A 21,895-nucleotide genomic window follows, 5' to 3' on the forward strand; every position below is an offset into this window, starting at 1 on the left:
AGACAACTGATGCACTCAACTGATGACCCTAGTTTAATCTTTTCAATTCAAGTTGGTAAAAACAGCACTCATCTATTTTAGAGACTCATAGCATAATCAGCACGTTCCCGAACTTTGTAGTAAAATACCCTAACATTATATGCCCAAAACTAAAACCTACGCCCAACCCCCCCTAGAATTTCTCCCCCCCAAGTTTAACCCGCTGGTTTTGCGACTGTCCCAGACATTTATGCCGCTGTGGATGGCCTGGAAAACACCGATCGCTGATATTCAGATAGAACAAGGCGATCGCATCATTGAATTGTTCCAACAATTCCAAGCCTCAAAAATTCGCTTCCTCCTCGCTTTTCGTCATCCCAACCCCAATGACCCCATAGCCCTTTCCCAGGTATTTTGGCGGCGTATTCCAGCCCTGGCAAAATCTCAGGGTGTCAGCCTTCAAGACCCCGTGCATTTTCATTTTATTTATGATCGCGGTATTCCTCTGTGGGCGGGAAATTTCGTGACTTGGTTATTTCCTCAATTGGGCGGAAGTTCGATTTTACGCGGCACCATAGATCGCCCTGGCTTAAAATCTGCCCGCCATTTATTTGTTAACGGTCGTTTCCCCATAGCTGCGGCTCCAGAAGGTGCAACTAACGGCCATAATCAATTAATTAGCCCCCTAGAACCCGGTATCGCCCAAATGGCTTTTTGGTGTGTGGAAGACCTCCACAAACTCCAGCGCCCAGAAACAGTTTTGATTGTTCCCCTAGGAGTTCAATACTCTTATGTTCAAGATAACTGGAAAGCCTTAGAATCCCTGTTAACGGAGATGGAAACAGATTGCGGCTTATCGACATCTAACCATCAGCCTGTTTTTGAGAATTTATATCCCCGTTTAATTAACCTGGGTAACTATTTACTAAATTTGATGGAGAACTTATATCGCCAATTCTATCATCAAAATATTCCCCAGTCCAGTGACCAGCAAGATTTACCGGAACGCCTCCATTCCCTGCTAGATATCGCGTTAAAGGTTTCTGAAAGCTATTTTGGTATTCAACCTATAGGGGATTTAACTAGCCGTTGTCGCCGTCTGGAACAGGCGGGTTGGGAGTATATATATCGGGAAAATCTGAAATCTCCCGAAGATTTATCAGCGGTCGATTTAGGACTAGCTAATCGCCTGGCGGAAGAAGCAAGTTTGCGAATGTGGCACATGAGATTAGTGGAAAGTTTTGTGGCTGTGACTGGGGAATATATTAAGCAAAATCCCTCGTTCGATCGCTTTGCGGATACGGTAATCATTATTTGGACGGCGATCGCTAGATTAAAAGGCGTGAACCCTAATAAAACCCCCAACTTAGGTAAACAGTTAGTTAAAACTAGGGTGGGTGAACCTATTGCTGTATCCCCACGGTGGGCTAGTTATCGAAGCAGTCGTCGTCAAGCGATCGCTGATTTAACCCAAGATTTACAAATCGCCCTAGAAGAGTTAATTGTTTAGGCAGATTTATTTTAATTTATACTCCCGAAAATTCTCCCTTTGATTACCATTAATCCGTAACACAGCCAAGGGTTGATTTTGTTGATCACGGATTAAATAATACCATTGAAAGCTAGTTGTCCCATTCAAGGCTTGCAGCAGTTCCGGTTGTCCCTGGAAGGCACTTTGAATCGCCTGTTCATATTCCTTAGCCACAATTTGACGTTCAAATCCTTTTTGCGGATAATCAACCCACATAGAATCATAATTCCAGATAATAATATCATCCTGTTGGTCGGGTAAATACAGAGTAATATCATTCACAAACGATAACTTTTGCACACTTCTAATTAAATCATCCAAGGTGTTAGGAACATTAGCCCTCGGCGGTTCATTTAATAGAGAAACCTGCTGCACAAACTCATCGCTGAGTTGCTGCATTTGTTCTGTAGCAATGCGTTTAAAAACACGGTTACGATGGTTAGTAATCATAAAATTAGCGACAGATAAAGCACTAATTAACACGGCAAAAACCGCCACGACACCGGACATATATAACATATAGGTAGTTTTGGGCGCGTCGGCAACAGTCTCCAACTCATCCAAACCTCGACTTTTTTGGAGTAAGCCAATAGACTTAACAATTTCTTGAATACCCAACACAAAAGTAATGGCGACACCAAAAACACTCAGGACAATACACCCCGCCATAATTGCCCTTAAAAGCTGTTCAACTTGCGGGCTAAAAATATCCCAGTTTAACATATCATCAAAAATGCCTAACACGGCTAATGTCGCCCCAATTAGCAACAGAGAAACTGTCATCGCTACAGTGAAAGACAGACGTTTAACTCGTTTTTTCATGGGTGAATCCTGACATTAAATTTCAGTGTGCTTTTTTTGTCCGAAAATGCTAGGCTATTGGTTAACGTTATGAGGTAATCTACTCAATGACTGAACATGAAATGTTGATGCTAGGTATTCTGCTATTACCGGGTTTGGCATTATCCATAATTATTTTAGGGACTTTTGCGGCTGGCGGTTAATTAGAGATACGCACCCAGGGGACTAAGTGGGGTTATCCCCACCCCTGCTAATTAATAAACAACAGGATTATGGCAAATTCCGCAAGTGTGATTGATCACTTCTTGATTATTTGCTGGCTTGGTCTTCGCCAAAAATCTGAAGCTGGAAATAGACTAAGACTAGGGCGATCGCTAACAGTAAAGTCGCCGCCGCTGCTGCGTAGCCAAAATCAAACTGGGAAAAAGCCTGTTCGTAAATATAGTAAACCAGTAAATTGGTAGAGTTGAGGGGACCGCCGCCAGTAATTACATAAACGGGTTCAAAACTTCTCAGGGTAAAAATAACTGTAGTGACAGTCGCAAATACTAAGGTAGGTTGGAGACCGGGTAGAGTCACATACCAAAATTTTTGCCAGGGTCCCGCGCCATCAAGTTCCGCCGCTTCATAACGGTTAATGGGAATGGTTTGCAGTCCGGCTAAAAATACGACTAAGTTAAAGCCTAATTGTTTCCAAATACTTAGTAAAATTAAAATGGGCATAGCCCAGACGGTACTACTTAACCAGGGAATGGGGTCAAAGCCAATTTGTGATAAAAAGCCGTTAACAGGACCGTCAGTTTGAAATAGCCACCGCCAACCCAAACCTACGGCGACTAAGGAGGTAATAGAAGGGATAAAATAAGCAGTCCGTAAAAACGCCCGCAGCATCAAGGTTTGGTCTAACATTACAGCTAGGGCGAGGGGAATGATTAAACTCGGAATAACTGTGGCAATGGTGAAGTAAATTGTATTACCAATAACCTGCCAGAAATCAGGGCTAACAATTAAGCGCAGATAGTTGGTTAGTCCTACCCACTCGGTGCCAGACCGGGTAAAACTTCCCTGAGTGAAACTGAGGTAAATTAAATAAATAATCGGCCAGATAATAAATATTGCCATCAGAAACAAGGCGGGAGTTAGGAACACCCAGGCGGCTACTGATTCTTGATCTAATGTTAACTTGGGGGGTGATTTTGGGTGATTCATATACACAGATAATAGGACATAGTAATCGATTTATTAAAATGAGTTTTATGGGGTTTCCATGACTGATAAAACATAATCAAACTCATTAACACTGTGGTTGGTGGCGATATCTAGCACTAAACCATCAGCTTCTGCCAAGACGGGGAGAATTGTAGATGTTTGTTGGTCTTTGTCGAAGGATAGTATATCATAGATTTTACTGTTTTTGGTAATGGAATCGCCAATATTAATAGAATTGGTAAACATACCTCCCTGGGGGGCATAGTATTTTTTTATATGAGTTTTGGGAACGAGTTTAATGGGATAATTAGCAGTTTGTGGCAGGGGGAATTTTTCAATATTTAAGATGCCTTTGGCGGCGAGATAATTTTTAATTCCGATTAATCCGCGCTGGACTGAATCGGGGTTCATGGTCATACCTGAGCCCAATTCCAGAGTCCAAGATTCAATGTCAAAAATTAGGGGTTTTCCTAACAATTTAAATTCCTGTTCTAGGGCTAACCAAGGTTTTAAAAAAGCCTCGTCAAAAGCATCTCCATCATATTGATTCATCCAAATACCATAATCTAACAAAAAACCTCTGGCGCTTTCTTCTCGACTATGGAAACAATACAAATAATCGATCGCTTGATTAGTGGAACTGTGCAAATCAATGACATAATCAGCATCAAGGCACAGAGATTGTAGTTGATAGCGGTAATATTCTCCGTAGGGAAGGCGACTACTGCTGTGGATTTTATAATTATGTGAATTGTGGAATTTTGCCAGTATTTTTTGGCGATAATTGGCGATAATTTGTGGGGTGGGAAAATCCCGGTTAGCACGGGCAAAACTGGCGATATCATCCCCGGTTTTTTGATAATCCCAAAAAATGCGATTCCAATCTTTACCATCATAAACATGATAGCGACCAGGAGAAAAATGGTGCGATCGCTGATTAACTCCTAGGGGATTACAAACTGGGACTAACCAAATTTCCCCGACCAATTGGGAAGGGTCTAAATGAGACAAAAACCCAATCAAATGGTGAATTACCTGATTGCCACTAATTTCCGCGCCGTGCAAATTAGACTGTATATAGGCTTTTTTGCCAGGATCTGCACCCTGAAACCGATAAACCTGTAACCCCAGGCGATCGCCCGAAGCCAACTGCAATAAAGGGATAGTCCAAATTGTCGGTATCATGATCAGACACATTTGATAGTAGAATCTCAAACCTGTATCAAGACCCGGTGAGCCTGGGCAACTCCTGATTTTCAGGGAAAGGCTACAATAGGCTGATAGATTAGTGCCAGTATCTAGCTGGCTTGGTAAAAGCGTCCGGCTAGGTTGGTAACTCACCGGCTTGGTCACAAAATCATTTAGGATTGCTATATCAATTTAACTTATTTGTTCATTTTAAAGATTATCCCTGTGTCAAATCCTATCCAAAACAGCCCCCAACTCGATTTAAGTTATCTATTCCCTTTTGAACTCGACGATTTTCAGAAGGAGGCGATCGCCGCTTTAGAGGAGGGAAAATCCGTAGTAGTATGCGCCCCCACCGGAGCCGGAAAAACCCTAATTGGGGAATATTCCATCCATCGCGCCCTAGCCAACGGTCGCCGAGTCTTCTACACCACACCCCTAAAAGCCCTCTCCAATCAGAAATTAAGAGATTTTCGGGAACAATTCGGTGATGAGATGGTGGGACTACTCACCGGGGATATCTCCTTTCATAGGGATGCCCCCATTTTAGTAATGACCACAGAAATTTTCCGAAATATGCTCTATGGTACTCCCATAGGTGAAGTAGGCACATCCCTAGAAGGAGTGGAAGCCGTAGTCCTTGACGAGTGCCACTACATGAATGATAGACAGCGCGGCACAGTTTGGGAAGAATCAATCATCTACTGTCCTCGAAATATACAACTGTTAGCCTTATCGGCTACTGTAGACAACCAACAGCAACTCACCGATTGGATCAGAAGAGTACACGGTCCCACAGAATTAATATCTTCCGATTCTCGTCCGGTCCCGGTAGAGTTCTACTTTTGCAACAGCAAAGGGATGTTTCCCCTTCTCGATGGTAGCAAACGCCGCATCAGCCCATCATTAGCCAAAAGCAGTAGAGCGCGTCAGCGTGGCAGTTATAACCGCAAAAGCGGTGTACCAGAACTAGCCGATATTGTATTGCGACTGAAACAACGGGATATGTTACCGGCGATTTATTTTATATTTAGCCGTCGTGGGTGCGATCGCGCTGTGGGTGATATTAGCCATCTATCCCTAGTCAGCCCCAAAGAGGCGCAAATTTTACGCGATCGCATTAACCGTTTCATCAAAGAAACCCCCGGTGCCGCCCGTCCCAAACAACTCGAACCCCTCGCCAAAGGCATTGCATCCCACCACGCCGGACTACTTCCCGCCTGGAAAATCTTTGTAGAAGAGCTATTTCAGGAAGGACTCATTAAAGTAGTTTTCGCCACCGAAACCCTAGCCGCTGGGATAAATATGCCCGCCCGCACCACCGTAATTTCTAGCCTATCCAAGCGCACAGACGACGGTCATCGCCTCCTGAGAGCCTCCGAATTTTTGCAAATGTCAGGACGTGCCGGACGGCGCGGCATGGACACCATCGGCCATGTAGTTACCGTAGAAACCCCTTTTGAGGGAGCCGAGGAAGCAGCCTATTTAGCCACATCCAAACCCAACCCCCTAGTCAGTCAATTTAGCCCCAGTTATGGCATGGTGCTGAACCTGTTGCAGACCCACAGCCTAGAAAAGGCAAAAAACCTAGTTGAACGCAGTTTTGGTCAGTATATCTCCACCCTATCTTTAGTTCCAGCAGAACAACATATTAAAAACCTAGAAACAAAACTGGCCCAAGTTGAAGCCGAATTAGGCTTAGGAGAGGACTTAGACATCAATACCCTAGAAGACACCCTCGCTGAGTATGAAAAGCAGCAGCAACGCCTCAAGCAGGAAAAACGACTGTTAAAAACCCTGCAAAAACAAGCCAGAGAAGCCCGCACTCAAAAAATGGCAGAAGCCCTGGACTTGGCAGCGTTTGGTACTTTGGTCAGCCTCCGGGGTAAGCACGTCCCCACCGCCCGCAAGTCTGACTCACCGCCAATTTCCGCCGTACTGGTTGCCCAAACCCCTAGCCCTGGACAAGCGCCCTATTTCCTATGTTTGGGGCGAGATAACCGTTGGTATATAGTGGCGGCGATGGATGTGGTTAATTTACACGCTGAACTTCCTAGGCTTACCTGGGTGGATCATTTGGAAATGCCAGAAATGCAGTTTAAATTGGGACAGTCACGACGGGGAGATGAAATAACCGAAGCCCTGGCTGTACAAATTCCAGAACTGTTGGTCGCAGATACGGCCCCAGAGGTAGTTAACCAAATCACTCGCATTGAACAGGTCGAGGAAATTTTAGCTACACACCCAGCCCAAAAGTTTGGGAAACCTCAAAAAATCCTCAAACGCTTGAGCCGCCGTTCGGCTATTCAGAAGGAAATTGTTGATTATCAGGAAGAGTTGCGTCAATATTTGGAACGTAATTGGCGGGAATTTCTGAATCTGATTGACATTTTACAAGAGTTTGAGGCTTTGGATGATTTGCAGCCCACTAAGTTGGGACAGGCTACAGCAGCGCTGCGAGGGGATAATGAGTTGTGGTTGGGGTTGGTTTTGATGTCGGGAGAATTTGATAACCTAGAGCCTTATAATTTGGCTGGTGCTTGTTCTGCTTTGGTCACTGAGGTTTCTCGGTCTGATAGTTGGACTCATTATCAGCTTTCGGAGGTGGTACAGGAAACTTTGAACCGCCTGTGGTCTTTGCGTAGATCTTTGATTAAGGTTCAGGGTCGCCACCGTGTTGAGTTTTTGGTGCTTCCTGAACGCCGAGAACATCAGCGCCTCAGTGCTATTCTTGAACAGTGGGCTGGTGGGGTAGAATGGGCGGAATTGGTGAAAAATACTACTCTTGATGAGGGGGATATTGTCAGGATTATACGACGCACTCGGGATTTTCTCTCGCAGATTCCCCATGTTCCTCACCTCAGTAGTACGCTGAAAGATAATGCGATCGAGGCTAAAAATTTAATCGATCGCTTTCCGGTTAATGAGGGTGTGCAGTAAATGGCTCATCGATGATTCTGGCTGGCTCTCCCTTCTGGGGAGGGAGGCTAGATGATGGCTAGATGTCGCCCCTACAACCTACTTGATAATTGGTAATATTGGTTATTACGAAAATGTCTCCAATTTCCACCAAAAGTGAAACTATTGCTGCGATCGCCACTGCCATTGTGCCACAACAGGGCAGTATTGGCATTGTCAGAATGTCTGGAGCAGAAGCTGTAGCGATCGCTAAAACCCTATTTAAAGCCCCAGGAAATCAGCCCTGGTCAAGCCACCGCATTCTCTATGGTTATATCCATCATCCCCACACACAGCAACTGGTGGATGAGGCTTTATTGCTCTTAATGCTCGCTCCCCGCTCCTACACCCGCGAAGATGTGGTAGAATTCCACTGTCACGGTGGTATTATCCCCGTTCAACAGGTCCTACAGCTTTGTTTACAAGCCGGAGCCAGACTAGCCACCCCCGGAGAGTTTACCCTGCGGGCGTTTCTCAATGGGCGACTAGATTTGACTCAAGCTGAGAGTGTCGCTGAACTTGTGGGGGCTCAGTCTCCCCAGGCAGCGTCTGCGGCTTTGGCTGGACTGCGGGGAAAATTAGCCGATCCGATACATCATCTGCGATCGCTCTGTTTAGATATTTTAGCAGAAATTGAAGCTAGGGTCGATTTTGAAGAAGATTTACCCCCCTTAAATGAATCGGAAATTATCCACCAATTACAAGAGGTCCTCCAGCAATTAACTGATATCTTAGACACAGCAGATAGGGGGGAACTCTTACGCACAGGTTTAAAAGTGGCAATTGTTGGTCGTCCTAATGTGGGAAAATCTAGCTTATTAAATGCTTGGAGTCGTAGCGATCGCGCCATTGTCACAGACCTACCCGGAACTACTAGGGATGTGGTAGAGTCTCAGCTAGTGGTCGGGGGTATTCCTGTACAAGTTCTTGATACGGCTGGGATTCGTAAATCTGATGATAAAGTCGAACAAATTGGGGTGGAAAGGTCGCAGATAGCCGCTCAATCAGCGGATTTGGTATTATTTACCCTGGACTGTGAAAAGGGCTGGACAGAAGGGGAAAATGAGATTTATCAGCAGGTCAAAAATCGACCAATAATTGTAGTGATGAATAAAAGCGATCGCCTATCCTCAGCACAGCTAGAAAATTTACGTCAAGCTATTATTAATCAACTTGACATTAAACCATCGTTAATTATTGCAACCGCCGCCACCCTTAATCAAGGGATTACCGATTTAGAAACAAGCATCCTTAACGCTGTCCATACGGAAAACCTACAATCAGCTAATCTGGAATTTGCCATTAACCAACGTCAAGCAGCAGCCCTTACCCGTGCGAAAATAGCCCTAGAACAAGTGGAAAACACCATAGGCGATCGTCTACCCTTTGACTTTTGGACTATCGACCTACGCGGCGCAATTCACGCCCTAGGAGAAGTCACCGGAGAGGAAGTTACCGAATCAGTATTAGACCGGATTTTTAGTCGATTTTGTATTGGTAAATAATCAACAATCATCCATCATTACTGACAGCAGGGAGAGTAATCATAGAATTAATGCGATCGGCAAGTCGAGAGAATGGTAAACTTTGAACAATCACAATACCCGGTCCCGTCATTTTCGCCAAAAATAACCCTTCCCCACCAAATAAAGCATTACGAAAACCACCCACAAACTGAATATCATAGCGCACCGACGGAGAAAACGCCACCAAACATCCCGTATCAACTCGCAAAGTTTCACCAGGTTGTAAAGTTTTTTGAATCATCGCCCCTCCCGCTTGAATAAAAGCCAGACCATCCCCTTTTAATCGTTGCAGAATAAATCCCTCCCCCCCAAAGAAACCAGCCCCTAATTTCTTAGTAAATGCTACATTAATTTCCGTACCATTAGCAGCACACAAAAACGCATCTTTTTGGCACAAAAATTCCCCACCAATTTGAGCTAAATCAACCGGAATAATTTGCCCTGGTGAAGTCGCCGCAAAACCCACCCTAGAACGTTGTTTACCATTATTTAAAAACGTAGTAATAAAGAAACTTTCTCCGGTAATCATCCTTTTAAAACCAGAGAATAACCCCCCTTTCCCCATACCCGTTTGCATTTGAATACCATCTTCCATATAGGTCATGGTTCCCACTTCGGCTTGAACTCCCTCACCGGGGTCTAGTTCAATTTCCACCAATTGCAAATCATTACCGTAGATTTTGTAATCAATTACATCAGCCATAAGTCAAAATACCGTGAGAAGTAAGCATGGAGGGCAAGCCCAAAGACTTGCCCCTATATGTTCGGGGAAATCAGATTAGCGATCTACTGACCCCATAATAATATCTACACTTCCCAAAATCGCCACAATATCAGCCACTTTTTCACCTTTAACTAAATCGGGAAAAATTTGCAAATTATTAAAGTCTGCTGCCCGAATTTTGAACCGCCAGGGGAAAACATTATCATCACCGATAATATAAATGCCCAATTCCCCTTTACCGCTTTCGACGCGCACATAATGTTCTCCAGAAGGAATCTTAAAAGTCGGAGCAATTTTTTTCCCAATAAACTGGTAATCAAAATTATTCCACTCAGACTTAGGCCCTCCCATCATCCGTTGTGCCTCTAAGTTCTCGTAGGGGCCCCCAGGAAGACCATCTAAGGCTTGGCGAAGAATTTTAACAGATTCCCGCATTTCCCGAATTCGCACTACATAACGGGCGAGACAGTCTCCGTCAGTTTCCCAGTGAACATCCCAATCCAAATCATCGTAACATTCATAATGATCGACCTTACGAAGATCCCAATTAACCCCAGAAGCGCGCAACATAGGGCCAGAGAGTCCCCAGTTAATGGCTTGTTCACGGGTAATAACTCCCAAACCCTCGATACGGCGGCGGAAAATCGGGTTATTGGTGATTAGTTTTTCATACTCATCAACTTTGGGGAGAAAATAATCGCAGAAATCATGGCATTTATCAACCCAACCATAGGGAAGGTCGGCGGCGACTCCACCAATGCGGAAGTAGTTGTTATTAACCATGCGATAGCCAGTAGCAGCTTCCCAAAGGTCATAAATCATTTCCCTTTCTCGGAAGATGTAGAAGAAGGGAGTTTGCGCGCCTAAATCTGCTAAAAATGGTCCTAACCACAGTAAATGATTGGCGATCCGGTTTAACTCTAACATGATTACCCGGATGTACTGGGCACGTTTGGGAACCTCAATATTAGCCAGCATTTCTGGGGCGTTGACTGTTACGGCTTCATTGAACATCCCCGCCGCATAATCCCAACGGCTAACATAGGGAACATACATGATATTGGTGCGGTTTTCGGCGATTTTTTCCATGCCCCGATGTAGGTAGCCGATGACGGGCTCACAGTCTACTACATCCTCGCCATCGAGGGTGACAATTAGCCTCAACACTCCGTGCATGGAGGGGTGATGGGGTCCCATGTTGATGACCATGGGTTCGGTGCGAGTTTCGATTCTGCTCATATCGTTATTGATGGCGCTAGAGTTTATGATGGTCTTATAGTCTCGTCAAATCTGCGTAACTTGCCGATTAATTTGAGTTTCCTTTAACTGATTATAGGGATTTTGGGGTGTCTGAGAAAGGTAGAGATTTGGATAATTTAGAATTGGCTGGGAAATTTGTCCATATTCCGGTTTTGGGGCGGGAATTAATCGAGGGGTTAGCAGTCCAGGAGGGTGGTCACTATCTCGATGCTACGGTTGGCGGCGGGGGACATACAAAGATGATTTTTCAAGGGGCCCCTAATGTGCGGGTGACGGCGATTGACCGTGATTTAGAAGCGATCGCCGCCGCCAAGTCAATGTTAATGGATACTATGGGTAATTGTGGCGATCGCCTGCAATTTTGGCACGGAAACTTTAGCCAATATCCATCGAGTCCCTCACAATTTGACGGCATCATAGCTGATTTAGGGGTGAACTCCCATCAACTAGATACCCCAGGACGAGGATTTAGTTTCCGTCATTGTGGACCATTGGATATGCGAATGAACCCACAAGACCCCCTCAGCGCCGCCGAAATCATTAACACCTGGGACGAAAAACAATTGGCTGATATCTTTTATACCTACGGCGAAGAAAGACTATCTCGGCGCATAGCAAGGCAGATTGTCGAAAAACGACCCTTTCAAACCACAGAACAACTCGCGGGGGCGATCGCCAATTGCGTCCCCTCCAAGTACCGTTACGGGCGAATACACCCAGCTACCCGAGTTTTCCAAGCCCTACGCATAGCCGTAAACGGAGAACTAAGCGCCCTAGAAACCTTCCTAGAAACAGCCCCCACCTGGCTTAAACCCGGAGGACGTATCGGCATCATCAGTTTCCACAGCCTAGAAGATCGGCCAGTCAAACACGGATTTCGCCATCATCCCCTACTCAAAGTCTTAACCAAAAAACCCATAACTCCCCAGCCAGATGAAATTAGCCAAAATCCTCGCGCCCGTTCCGCTAAACTTAGATTGGCACAAAGAAATACAAATGAGACTTTAAACCCCGTTTTTCGGTAAGATGTTTAAGATGCCTGATTGATCTAGGAGAAACGTAGAGCATGAGTCGGGGAGAAGGTCGCAAACTGAAACTAATGGTCGTCGATGACGAACCCGATAACCTAGACCTGCTGTTCAGGACGTTTCGCCGTGATTTCAAAGTCCACAAAGCCGATAGCGCCCTAACAGCCCTCGAGATTCTTGATCAAGAGGGAGAAATGGCTATTATCATTTCCGATCAGCGGATGCCTGAAATGAATGGGACAGAGTTTCTCGGTAAAACCGTTGAACGCTTTCCCGACACTATCCGTATTCTGCTGACCGGATACACTGATGTAGAAGATTTGGTCGAAGCTATCAACTCCGGTCAAGTCTTCAAATATATCACCAAACCTTGGAATCCAGAGGAACTGCGAACCGTTGTTCAGCAAGCCTCCGAAACCTATAAATTTTTTAAACAGCGCACTAACGCCCTGCGTCGGTCTTTGAAACGAGAGCGGCTATACAATGATGTGGTAATTGCCTTGCGCGAGTCTCTCGACTATGCAAGTATGCTGCAAACCATTGCAGATACCGTAGGTGAAACCTTTGAAGCCTTGGCTTGTAAGGTTAAACCCATCGAATCGGGCTCTTTGTCAGAACAGGAGTTCTCTTATCAGAGTGAATCTCACCCGGAACCCGACAATATCATAGCCTTGATGCAAGCGGCTGTAGAAACCCGTGAAACCCAGACCCACAGCGGTCAGGGAGATGATACCATCAGCCACATTGTAGTTCCCCTTACCTATCAACACGACCTGTTAGCCGTTTTAGCCGTTTACCGCCATGGCGCAGACCAACCCTGGTCGGAAGAGGATATTCAACTGTTAGAAGTAGTTTCCGAACAAGCATCTCTCGCCCTGTCTCAAGCTAGACTATATCAACGTACCCTAGAACTCGCCGAGCAAATGCAGAGTGAGTTAAAGGTTGCTCGTCAAATTCAGATGAATTTACTCCGCCAAAGTTGGCCGGAATTTGACAATCTGAAGCTACAAGCCTGCTGCTATCCAGCTAGAGAAGTTGGGGGTGATTTCTTTGAGGTCTATATCCACTCTATGGGGGATATTTGGGTGGCTTTGGGGGATGTTTCCGGGAAGGGAGTTCCCGCAGCTTTGTTTATGGCTAGTGCCATTTCTGTCTTGCGTCGAGAACTCTCTCAAGATACTTCCCCAGAACCAGAACAGGTAATGCACAATCTTAATAGCATCTTATCTGATGATCTGATTGGCAATAACCACTTTATTACCATGGTTTTGGCTCGCTACACACCAGCAACAGGAGAAATATCCTATGCTAATGCTGGACATATCTACCCCCTGATTTGGGATCATCGCACCCTCCAACAACAAAACCTTAATGGTGATGGCCATGTCACAGTTGAGCCGATTTTTCTGAAAGAACGGGGTATTCCTTTAGGGATTCTCCCAATCTGGCGCGGAAAAGTAGGTAGTCGTGTCTTGTCCCCTGGAGATGTATTTTTACTAACCAGTGATGGAATTACAGAGGCTACTGTGCTACAACAAGGCAATGATGGTAATTCCGCCCGTGCCATGCTGCAACAGGAGGGGTTATGGCAACTCCTAAAACAACAAACTAGCCTATTAAATTTAGAGGCTTTACTGGCTTCCATCCGTGAACAAAATCCGGTTCAGGAGGACGATCAAACCATACTCTCTCTGGAGGTTGTGTCAACAGATGATCACTGAATTACAGGTGCCGAGCGATATTCGGTTTTTAGAAGTTGTTGAACACTGGCTATTAAGCAGTTTGGAAGTCCAGTTAGGGGACTCGGTGGATTGGCCCCGTCAGTCGAATCGGTTTCGCCTAGTCCTAGCTGAAGCCTATTCTAATGTGATTCGCCATGCTCACCGCGATCAGCCTGATCTTCCGGTGATTATTCGCCTACAACTTGATCAAGGTGACATTCGCTTGGAAATTTGGGATCAGGGTAAGGGATATGAAATGAGTGATTATGAACCACCATTACCTGAAGATAAGCCAGTACATGGTTATGGGTGGTTGATTATGAAGCGCCTCATGGATCGGGTTGATTATAAACTTGAGACTGATGGCCGTAATTGTTTGGAGTTACAGGCTAGTTTGGGTTCTAAGGAGTCCTCGTCTTGACACTCTAATCCCACCACCCCCCATAGGGTGGCATTAGCCCCATGATTAACCACTTTCCATTGTTGACTTTTCTCTCTGATGGCTGCTTCTGTTGACCGTTCTCAAATTCAACAATATCTCCTAGATTTAGGTTTTGATCAGGTCGGCTTTACGCCAGCCACAACAACCCCTGAAGAGGTGGAAGGGTTGCGTCTATGGTTACAAGCAGGATATCAGGCGGATCTGGCTTGGATGGATAATCCTAAACGTCAGGATATTCGCCTAGTTATGCCGGAAGTGCGATCGCTTATTTGTGTTGCGATTAACTATTATACACCACATCAACATAAAAATGAGCCGGAATATGCGAAAATTTCTCGCTATGGCTGGGGACGAGATTATCACCGCATTTTGCATAAGAAATTAAAGCAGTTTTGTCAGTGGTTAAAACAGCAGGGGGAAGATATCGAAGCCCGCTATTATGCTGATACGGGACCGGTTCAGGATAAGCTATGGGCGCAACGGGCGGGGTTGGGTTGGATTGCTAAAAATGGGAATCTAATTACTAGAAATTACGGTTCTTGGGTGTTTCTGGGAGAGGTGTTAACTAATTTGGTGTTAGAGTACGATCGCCCCCATACAGAACATTGTGGCACTTGTACTCGCTGTTTGTCAGCCTGCCCTACTAATGCGATCGCTGAACCTTTTGTAGTAGACGCAAACCGCTGTATTGCTTATCATACCATAGAAAACCGAGCGGAAAACTTGCCCCCAGAAATAGCAACTAATCTTAATAATTGGGTGGCAGGTTGTGATATTTGTCAGGATGTTTGTCCCTGGAATGAAAGATTTGCTAAACCCACAAAAGAAGCGGCCTTTAATCCCTATCCGGAAAATCTGGCACCAACTTTAGAAGAATTAGCCACTATTTCTGATGAAACCTGGAATGAGAGGTTTACCGCCTCAGCTTTGCGCCGAATTAAGCCCTATATGTGGCGGCGTAATGCTCAGGCTAACATGAAATTTTGACATACTCACGCCCGCTGAAGCCACGGTGATTCTTGACGCTTCACTGACTGAGGCTACCGAAGTAGCCAAGAAAGTAGCTGGCTTCTGCGTTGGCGAAGCCTTCCTAAGCAAAGCAGTACCTCTCAATTGAAACGGGAGCATGATTTAATCTCAAATTAGGTTAATATTTTAGGGCAATACGGTATAAGAAGCGAGAATAGTTGAGGATAAACCTATTGCCAGATATGTCAAACCCAAGGAAGCGGTCTAAATCCTTGGAGTCCATGAAAGAACACTCCCCAGATGGGACTCCAATGGCTCAATCGAGACCATCAGAACCCCGGCTGGGCAACGACGATACAACGTTGAGTCATATTCTGCTGCCAAATCAGGCAGTGACAAACGCAAAGTCGTTATCTATGCCAGAGTTAGTAGCCGCGCCCAGCAGTCCGACCTCAACCGACAGGTGGCCGCACTGTCCAACCTCTACCCCGAAGCAGAAGTCGTCTCCGAAATCGGAGGCGGGCTCAACTTCAAGGGAAAGAAAATGCTGGCCTTACTGGGATAAGTCTTGTCAGGAGATGTCCGCATGGTTGTCGTTGCCCACCCAGACCGATTGGCCAGATGGGGATTTGACTTGTTTCGATGGCTCTGTGAGCAAAACAGGTGCTCACTCATGGTTCTCAACGAGACAAGTCTCAGTCGAGAACCAGAAATGGTTGAGGACATCCTCGCCATCCTCCACTGCTTCAGTTCCCGATTATACGGACGGAGTAAATACAAAACTCAGGTCAAAGAAGATCCGGATTTACCCCAGCCCAGAGCTAAATCAAGTCTGGCGTAAATGGCTGGCTGCTTGTCGGTATTGCTACAACCAAGCAATTGCATTATCCCGGAGTGGTAAACGACTAAGCAAGTTAAAGTTACGCTGCGGAAGTGATGCAGAGCGACTTGCCTGCATGGGTCAAAGAAACACCCGGCCATATTCGGCAGAATGCTATCTTTGATGCCTATCTCGCCTTTTCAGTCAGTCCTGGCGCAAGGCCACCGAGCTGTCGGGATAGTTCTCAAGGGATTAAGTTCAATAATACTAATTTCTCTTCAGGGAGTTGGTATCCAAGACTCACGAAAGGATTAACTTTCATGGTTTCCGAAGCTATCCCTAAAACTTGCGGGCAAGGGACTCAGTTGGTGTTTACCAAAGGTCGATGGTTGGCGATTTTCCCTGAACCAGTTGCCGTTAACCCAACTGAAGCGAATGGCGTAATTGCATTAGACCCAGGTGTCCGAACTTTTATGACCGGGTTTGATGGCTCTCGGTTTCTGGAATTGGGCTCCGGGGATATTGGACGCATTACTAGGCTATGTCAACATTTGGATGATTTGATGAGCCGAATCGCCAAGGAACCCTGTCGTTCAAGAAGGCGACGGATGAGGCAAGCGGCTCAACGAATGAGAACCAAAATCCGCAATCTAGTTGATGAAGCCCACAAACAAATTGCTCACTACTTGACTAATGACTACAGCATAATTTTTCTGCCCACCTTCGAGACTTCCAACATGGTTGCCAAAGCCAAGCGGAAAATCAAATCCAAGACTGCCCGCGCCATGCTGACATGGGCGCATTATCGATTCAAACTAACCCTGAGACATCAAGGGGAAATAACTGGAACCACAGTTGTAGATGTGACCGAAGAATACACCAGCAAAACCTGTACTCACTGTGGTCATGTCCATTCCCAGCTAGGTGGCTCAAAAGTGTTCCGATGTCCTGAGTGTGGGTTCAACCCAGGGACTGGAACGGTGCTTTTGGAATCTTTCTAAAAGCTTTGCGGGATACCGCCTCTGTTACCTTAACGGGTAATAGTGCTATCGTAGCATTGTCAGGCAATAGCCGGATAAATGTCGCGTAAATGTATCAGTAATCCCAAAGCTAACCCTACAATAGCGGGGGGCTTGTCTGCGGGTAGCTAAATTTGAGGCGATCAAGCTGTTGGGTTAGTGGTCAGTGCCAATAATGTGTAAATCAACCTGGGGTAGACCTCGCATTAACCTTTGAACAATAGATCCTTTAATCAGTAGTTGCCAGCGAGATCGTCGAGTTTCCCCCAAAACAATTTGAGTGATGTGTTGTTCGACGGCAGTATCAAGAATCGCTGTCACCACATCATCTGACTCCACCCGCAAAAACTCCCCCTCAAACTCCTGACACATCCGTTTGCAGGTTTCAATGTGGAGTGCCTCAGATTTAGAAAGAAATTGATGAGGATGAGCTACAAACAGCACAGACAAACGGCCATTCATTTGGTTAGCAATGCGTGCCCCTCGTCTCAATAACCGAATCGAACTGGGATAGGTTGAAACACAGACCAGAACCCGTTCTTGGATATTGCAATAGCTCTGAGAATGGCTCTGTCGGCCATTGTCTTCAATATTGTCAGCCACGAACCGCAGCGCCAATTCTCTGAGAGCGACAAGATTGCGACGTTGGAAGAAGTTGTGCAGAGCCCGATCAATCTTGGCAGAGGCATAGATTTTACCCTCTTGAAGGCGCTCTTGGAGAGTTTCAGGGGTAACGTCTACGACGATGACTTCATCAGCTTCATCAAGTAGGCGATCGGGTACCCGCTCGCGGACGACCACCCCAGAAATTTTGTGTACCAGGTCATTAAGGCTCTCTAGGTGCTGGATATTGATAGTGGAATAGACATCAATACCCGCTTCCAAAATCCAAAACACATCTTGGTAACGCTTCTGTCGTTCAGAACCGGGGATATTGGTATGAGCCAATTCATCAACCAGGACTAGCTGAGGACAGCGGGCGAGTACAGCAGAGGTATCCAATTCCGTGAGAGTGCGAAAGAGCCAGTTGATCTGCTTGAGGGGAACCTGCTCTAAGCCAACTGCCTTCTCAGCGGTATCTGCTCGTCCGTGGGTTTCCAGTATTCCAATGACGACATCAAACCCTTCCTGCTTTAGCTGTTGGGCTTCCTCTAACATTCGATAGGTTTTACCGACTCCCGGTGCCATGCCGATAAAGACTTTGTGCTTACCAAGGGCGATGCTTTGGGGAGGATTGGGTGGGGTGATACATAGGGAGGTTTGGAACATTAGAAGATTTGAATTTAAAGGTTATCCAAGGCTAAGTTCTCTCTTGAGAACATTGATACCAGGCTCCCCAAAAATACCAAGGAAGCGGTCTTCAGTATTTTGAGTAATCAGCGATCGCACTTGGTCAGTAGACAGGCCACGCGCAAGGGCGACCCGTTCAACTTGAGCGAACCGCAGCAGGGGGGCTAATGTGAGGGTCAAGACCGGAACCGGAGGAATAAAGTAAGTCAGCGGTGGGTTCAATCCCGGCGCTACGAAGACGCTGGGCTTCGTTCTGAATGCGTGCCAACAGTTCCGGGTTGTCTGGAGCCAGATTACTACCTCCCGATACTCCGGTGGGGTTAGCCTCCGCGTCAGAACTATAATTGACATCACTAGGACGGCTCCAGAAATAATCGTCAGTGGTAAAGGTTTGACCAATGAGTGCGGAACCAATGACCTCAAGAGTGAGAGTTAGTGAGAAGACTGCCGTTAGCCTGGTAGGGGAAAAAGCCCTGACCAATGAGGAAAATCAGCAGGGGATAGAGGAAAGCGGTGAGGAAGCGCGAGGGTAGCGAGACTGCGAATACTGATGATCAGGTCTTTCATGGTGAATTTCTGAGAGGTTTAGAGTTTGAAAAAGTTGACAGTTTGAGTTGGGATGTAAACGTTTATAGGGATTAACGTTGTACTTAGAACTTCTCGGGCTGAACAATCACGATCGCTAAATAGATAGCCAGGCCCACAACGAATCAAGTGCATTAGGCATTATCTGTTAATTTATTGTTGTAAGTCATAAGTCATTTTAGTTCTCCATTACAGTTTTGTTAGGGCTAAACACTCACTTTCACTAAGAGCGCGAGGGTAGTAGCGGAAATCTTTACATATACCAGTTTCAACAACACCATTAGCTCTTCTTAATATAAGAATTTCAGAAATAGGTTGATAAGATGTTACTGTATTAGGTGCATCAACCACTTTATCACCGTTAATAAATAACTTTTGCCGACCTTGCTCTAAAACAGATAATATCTTAAATGATGGTGCGTCCAATCTAGTTATTAAGGGTGATGAATAAGTCAACACACCACCAGACACAGTTCTAGTGTCTATACCGAAACCTGCACTGTCGTCGCCGTGAAGTATCAAGTTGGTATTATCTGAATTAGTACCTAAAATAGCACCAACTCCTGTCAACTTGTTTGGTGTATATTCTATATAAAAACTACCTTCACTCGGGTTAAACTCATCCCCCAACACTCGACTAACCGCATCAGAAGCACGTGTTACGCTGGTGGCTTGAGTAGGGGTGTAAGGGGATGGTGTTGATGATGCTTCTAGTTGTGTACCCCAAATGTAGATACCTGAAATGCCATCACCTGTGTAAAGAATGCTAGACCCATTATTCAAGTAATGCACTATTGTTGCAGTAGCAGTTGATGATGCTGTTGAGGTAATTGAGCATCTATACCATCCGTTTCCCATAGACGTTACTGATGAAGAAACAAGTCCTCCTCCTGCTGTAATTGCTCTAGTCAGTAAATTGAAATTTGCGAAAGAATTGGCGGGAAATTGAGTGGCAAATGCAATTACAAGAATCGAGCGTTCTGCGGCTTTAGCATATATGGTTAATGTATATGTTGTCCCAGATGTTGCAGAAAATGTACGATTTACATGGTGGGCGGTGTTTGTGCTTGAATCCTCAACTAACTTGTCACCAGTTAAATTTCCATCAAGCGCAACAATTACATTTGGCGTAATACTTGCTCGTGTTTTTGTCCAAGTCGCATTATCAAAATCCTCACTCCACGATACCAAATTAGTCCTCTGTTCCTCCACCAACGACCCTAACCGTTCACCCGTTTCAGGATTAAATGTGTATCTAGGCTTATTCACTGCGGCTGTACGAATCCTGCCTGCTGCGTCTACATACGTTGCCGTAGATGCTCTAGTAACAGTGTAAGTGTCTGTTACAGGTTCTGTTATCCATTCTTCACCATTGTAGCGTGTGTTGGATTTACCAAACTGAGTTGAAAGGGTAGGTTCTATAGAGATGCGAGGTTCAACGTTATACGTATTTGAGTCAATAACTGCTTGTATCCGTTCATTAGTTAAATACAGATTAACTTCACCTTCTGGCAAGTCATCGGTTGATTGCCCAAACTTACTAGAGTAAATGTTGAAATTAGTCATAACTGCCTCTATATTGATTATTTAATTAAATGGCTAATAACTTAATACTAGCCATTCATTTGATGATTACATATTGATATATTCGATAATTGTAACGCTGATACTAGCGCTAGATTCTGCTATCGCCTGTAACTTAGTTCTACCCCACGTTATTGAGATGGTATCACCTGGCTTAACCGAAAATGCAGCGTCTGACACGCTATCACCTGTAGGGTCAAATATTAGATGTACATTGGTATTTGACCGATTCTTTACAAACACCGTTCTACCGTTACTGGTAGCATTGATAGGCACAACTTCCGTGATAGTGTTAGCAGTCAAACTTATCGCGGTAGTTTCGGGAGTTCCCGGTATTTTACTGCTAATGTTTAGAGTGTCTAAATTGACAATAGAACTGTAAATTGAGAAACTCATAATAAACTCCTAAATCAAAGTATAATTTACCAATTTATTATTTGTTTTAATCCAACAATATTGGTTACGCTATCCTCAGTTATAGCATAGATAGAAGCTGTTGATTTTAGTTCATCATCCCACCCAGCGTTAGGAGGTAAATATAGGCATTGATAAGGTACACAGTTACTGATATCACCGTGACAAAACCATACCCCTACAGAACCTACGTTTTGTAAGTGCAACCTATACCGATTAATATTTGAGGGTCTAACTAATGTGGGGGTATTGCCTATTGTCACCCCAAAATTTTCGGGTTGTGTCAATGTAGGGGTTTTAGGAACTGTATCGAGTTGATATTCAGCCATGCCCAAAATATTAATAGAATCATTGTTATGTAACTGAGTTAAACACCTAGCTTTAACTATTGAGTTGCTATCAATTGCTAAACCTTCGTTTTGATTAGTGATTAATTCAATTAACAGGTTTTCGGTGTGAATGCCTCCATAATATGGCAATTTGACAATCCCTAAATTTAACCCGTTTTCTGTTGCCATATTCCCATAAAATATTTGTAAATCTACCGCTTCCTGCAACACTTCCTGTTTTTTTTCCCACCGTTGGTAATAGCTATCTTCCGGGTAAATTGTGGGGATTTGTGATTGTGCAATACTGGGAGTGTAACATCTAGCGTTTAACGATGATATATAGCTGTAAATACCGATATCATATTTATATCTTTCTGTTATTAATGATTCTAAAATAGTCCCGTTAAATAACTCTATGGCGTTACTCCAGTTAGCAGCGTTTATATGAGCCGCGATATTTTTAACACCTCTCATGATTTCCCTTATTTAATGGATTTAGTAACATAATTATACTATCA

Annotated in this window: 21 protein-coding genes and 2 pseudogenes; 10 read left to right on the plus strand and 13 right to left on the minus strand. The window is 44.9% G+C overall.

The features are described from left to right. Positions 1-139 precede the first annotated feature (139 nt). Positions 140-1,489: a lysophospholipid acyltransferase family protein gene (locus tag N39L_RS30665; RefSeq protein WP_006619527.1), complete on the plus strand. Its 1,350-nt coding sequence runs from the start codon at positions 140-142 to the stop codon at positions 1,487-1,489. 6 nt (positions 1,490-1,495) lie between these two features. Here N39L_RS30665 and N39L_RS30670 read toward each other — a convergent pair whose 3' ends face one another. The 3 genes from N39L_RS30670 to N39L_RS30680 all read right to left on the minus strand — a co-directional run bounded on the left by N39L_RS30670 (position 1,496) and on the right by N39L_RS30680 (position 4,705). Continuing rightward, positions 1,496-2,332: a hypothetical protein gene (locus N39L_RS30670; RefSeq protein WP_014277301.1), complete on the minus strand. Its 837-nt coding sequence runs from the start codon at positions 2,330-2,332 to the stop codon at positions 1,496-1,498. A gap of 288 nt (positions 2,333-2,620) precedes the next feature. Continuing rightward, positions 2,621-3,520 (minus strand): carbohydrate ABC transporter permease, encoded by a 900-nt coding sequence (locus N39L_RS30675; RefSeq protein WP_006619525.1) that lies wholly within the window; start codon positions 3,518-3,520, stop codon positions 2,621-2,623. Positions 3,521-3,565: 45 nt separating this feature from the next. After that, positions 3,566-4,705, minus strand: coding sequence for a M14 family metallopeptidase (locus N39L_RS30680; RefSeq protein WP_014277303.1), 1,140 nt, complete (start codon positions 4,703-4,705; stop codon positions 3,566-3,568). A gap of 228 nt (positions 4,706-4,933) precedes the next feature. Here N39L_RS30680 and N39L_RS30685 point away from each other — a divergent pair, with 228 nt between their 5' ends. Then, positions 4,934-7,648, plus strand: a complete 2,715-nt coding sequence (locus tag N39L_RS30685) for a DEAD/DEAH box helicase (protein ID WP_014277304.1) — start codon at positions 4,934-4,936, stop codon at positions 7,646-7,648. 113 nt (positions 7,649-7,761) lie between these two features. Then, on the plus strand, positions 7,762-9,171 hold the full coding sequence (gene mnmE, locus N39L_RS30690; protein WP_014277305.1) for a tRNA uridine-5-carboxymethylaminomethyl(34) synthesis GTPase MnmE: 1,410 nt from the start codon (positions 7,762-7,764) through the stop codon (positions 9,169-9,171). A 7-nt stretch (positions 9,172-9,178) separates the two neighbouring features. On the opposite strand, the gene N39L_RS30695 is transcribed toward mnmE, so the two are convergent. After that, entirely contained in the window at positions 9,179-9,895 is a 717-nt protein-coding gene (locus N39L_RS30695; protein WP_014277306.1) for a TIGR00266 family protein, read from the minus strand. Between the two features lie 75 nt (positions 9,896-9,970). Further along, complete coding sequence (locus N39L_RS30700) at positions 9,971-11,155, minus strand: NAD(P)H-quinone oxidoreductase subunit H (RefSeq protein WP_006619520.1); 1,185 nt, start codon at positions 11,153-11,155, stop codon at positions 9,971-9,973. Between the two features lie 107 nt (positions 11,156-11,262). Here N39L_RS30700 and rsmH point away from each other — a divergent pair, with 107 nt between their 5' ends. From rsmH to N39L_RS30735, 7 genes and pseudogenes are all read left to right on the plus strand, one after another. Beyond that, on the plus strand, positions 11,263-12,201 hold the full coding sequence (gene rsmH, locus N39L_RS30705) for a 16S rRNA (cytosine(1402)-N(4))-methyltransferase RsmH (protein ID WP_014277307.1): 939 nt from the start codon (positions 11,263-11,265) through the stop codon (positions 12,199-12,201). 41 nt (positions 12,202-12,242) lie between these two features. Beyond that, on the plus strand, positions 12,243-13,925 hold the full coding sequence (locus N39L_RS30710; protein WP_014277308.1) for a SpoIIE family protein phosphatase: 1,683 nt from the start codon (positions 12,243-12,245) through the stop codon (positions 13,923-13,925). Next, positions 13,915-14,346: an ATP-binding protein gene (locus N39L_RS30715; RefSeq protein WP_006619517.1), complete on the plus strand. Its 432-nt coding sequence runs from the start codon at positions 13,915-13,917 to the stop codon at positions 14,344-14,346. The genes N39L_RS30710 and N39L_RS30715 overlap by 11 nt, the downstream gene beginning before the upstream one ends. A gap of 78 nt (positions 14,347-14,424) precedes the next feature. After that, a complete protein-coding gene (gene queG, locus N39L_RS30720; protein WP_014277309.1) occupies positions 14,425-15,354 on the plus strand; it encodes a tRNA epoxyqueuosine(34) reductase QueG in 930 nt (309 codons plus the stop codon). Positions 15,355-15,604: 250 nt separating this feature from the next. Then, positions 15,605-16,177 (plus strand): annotated as a pseudogene (locus N39L_RS30725) (IS607 family transposase). Continuing rightward, positions 16,140-16,340: a helix-turn-helix domain-containing protein gene (locus tag N39L_RS30730; protein ID WP_231852506.1), complete on the plus strand. Its 201-nt coding sequence runs from the start codon at positions 16,140-16,142 to the stop codon at positions 16,338-16,340. Before N39L_RS30725 ends, N39L_RS30730 begins: the two are co-directional and overlap by 38 nt. A 136-nt stretch (positions 16,341-16,476) precedes the next feature. Then, positions 16,477-17,246 (plus strand): annotated as a pseudogene (locus tag N39L_RS30735) (RNA-guided endonuclease TnpB family protein). 85 nt (positions 17,247-17,331) lie between these two features. On the opposite strand, the gene N39L_RS30740 reads toward N39L_RS30735, so the two are convergent. The 8 genes from N39L_RS30740 to N39L_RS30775 form a co-directional block, all read right to left on the minus strand. Next, on the minus strand, positions 17,332-18,444 hold the full coding sequence (locus N39L_RS30740) for a universal stress protein (RefSeq protein ID WP_006616168.1): 1,113 nt from the start codon (positions 18,442-18,444) through the stop codon (positions 17,332-17,334). Between the two features lie 21 nt (positions 18,445-18,465). After that, the gene (locus N39L_RS30745) at positions 18,466-18,564 is read right to left on the minus strand and encodes a potassium-transporting ATPase subunit C (RefSeq protein ID WP_308805665.1); all 99 of its coding nucleotides are present in this window, start codon (positions 18,562-18,564) and stop codon (positions 18,466-18,468) included. Between the two features lie 37 nt (positions 18,565-18,601). Next, a complete protein-coding gene (locus N39L_RS30750; RefSeq protein WP_308805666.1) occupies positions 18,602-18,880 on the minus strand; it encodes a potassium-transporting ATPase subunit C in 279 nt (92 codons plus the stop codon). A 4-nt stretch (positions 18,881-18,884) separates the two neighbouring features. After that, complete coding sequence (locus tag N39L_RS30755; RefSeq protein WP_308805667.1) at positions 18,885-18,962, minus strand: hypothetical protein; 78 nt, start codon at positions 18,960-18,962, stop codon at positions 18,885-18,887. A 153-nt stretch (positions 18,963-19,115) separates the two neighbouring features. After that, positions 19,116-19,169, minus strand: coding sequence for a potassium-transporting ATPase subunit F (locus tag N39L_RS30760; RefSeq protein ID WP_071941273.1), 54 nt, complete (start codon positions 19,167-19,169; stop codon positions 19,116-19,118). Positions 19,170-19,239: 70 nt separating this feature from the next. Further along, positions 19,240-20,616: a phage head spike fiber domain-containing protein gene (locus tag N39L_RS30765; protein WP_014274634.1), complete on the minus strand. Its 1,377-nt coding sequence runs from the start codon at positions 20,614-20,616 to the stop codon at positions 19,240-19,242. A gap of 66 nt (positions 20,617-20,682) precedes the next feature. After that, on the minus strand, positions 20,683-21,030 hold the full coding sequence (locus N39L_RS30770) for a hypothetical protein (protein WP_014276716.1): 348 nt from the start codon (positions 21,028-21,030) through the stop codon (positions 20,683-20,685). Between the two features lie 26 nt (positions 21,031-21,056). Beyond that, positions 21,057-21,851 (minus strand): hypothetical protein, encoded by a 795-nt coding sequence (locus N39L_RS30775; RefSeq protein ID WP_014276715.1) that lies wholly within the window; start codon positions 21,849-21,851, stop codon positions 21,057-21,059. Positions 21,852-21,895: the final 44 nt, after the last annotated feature.

The sequence above is a fragment of the Limnospira platensis NIES-39 genome, assembly GCF_026000695.1.
Taxonomy (GTDB): domain Bacteria; phylum Cyanobacteriota; class Cyanobacteriia; order Cyanobacteriales; family Microcoleaceae; genus Limnospira; species Limnospira platensis.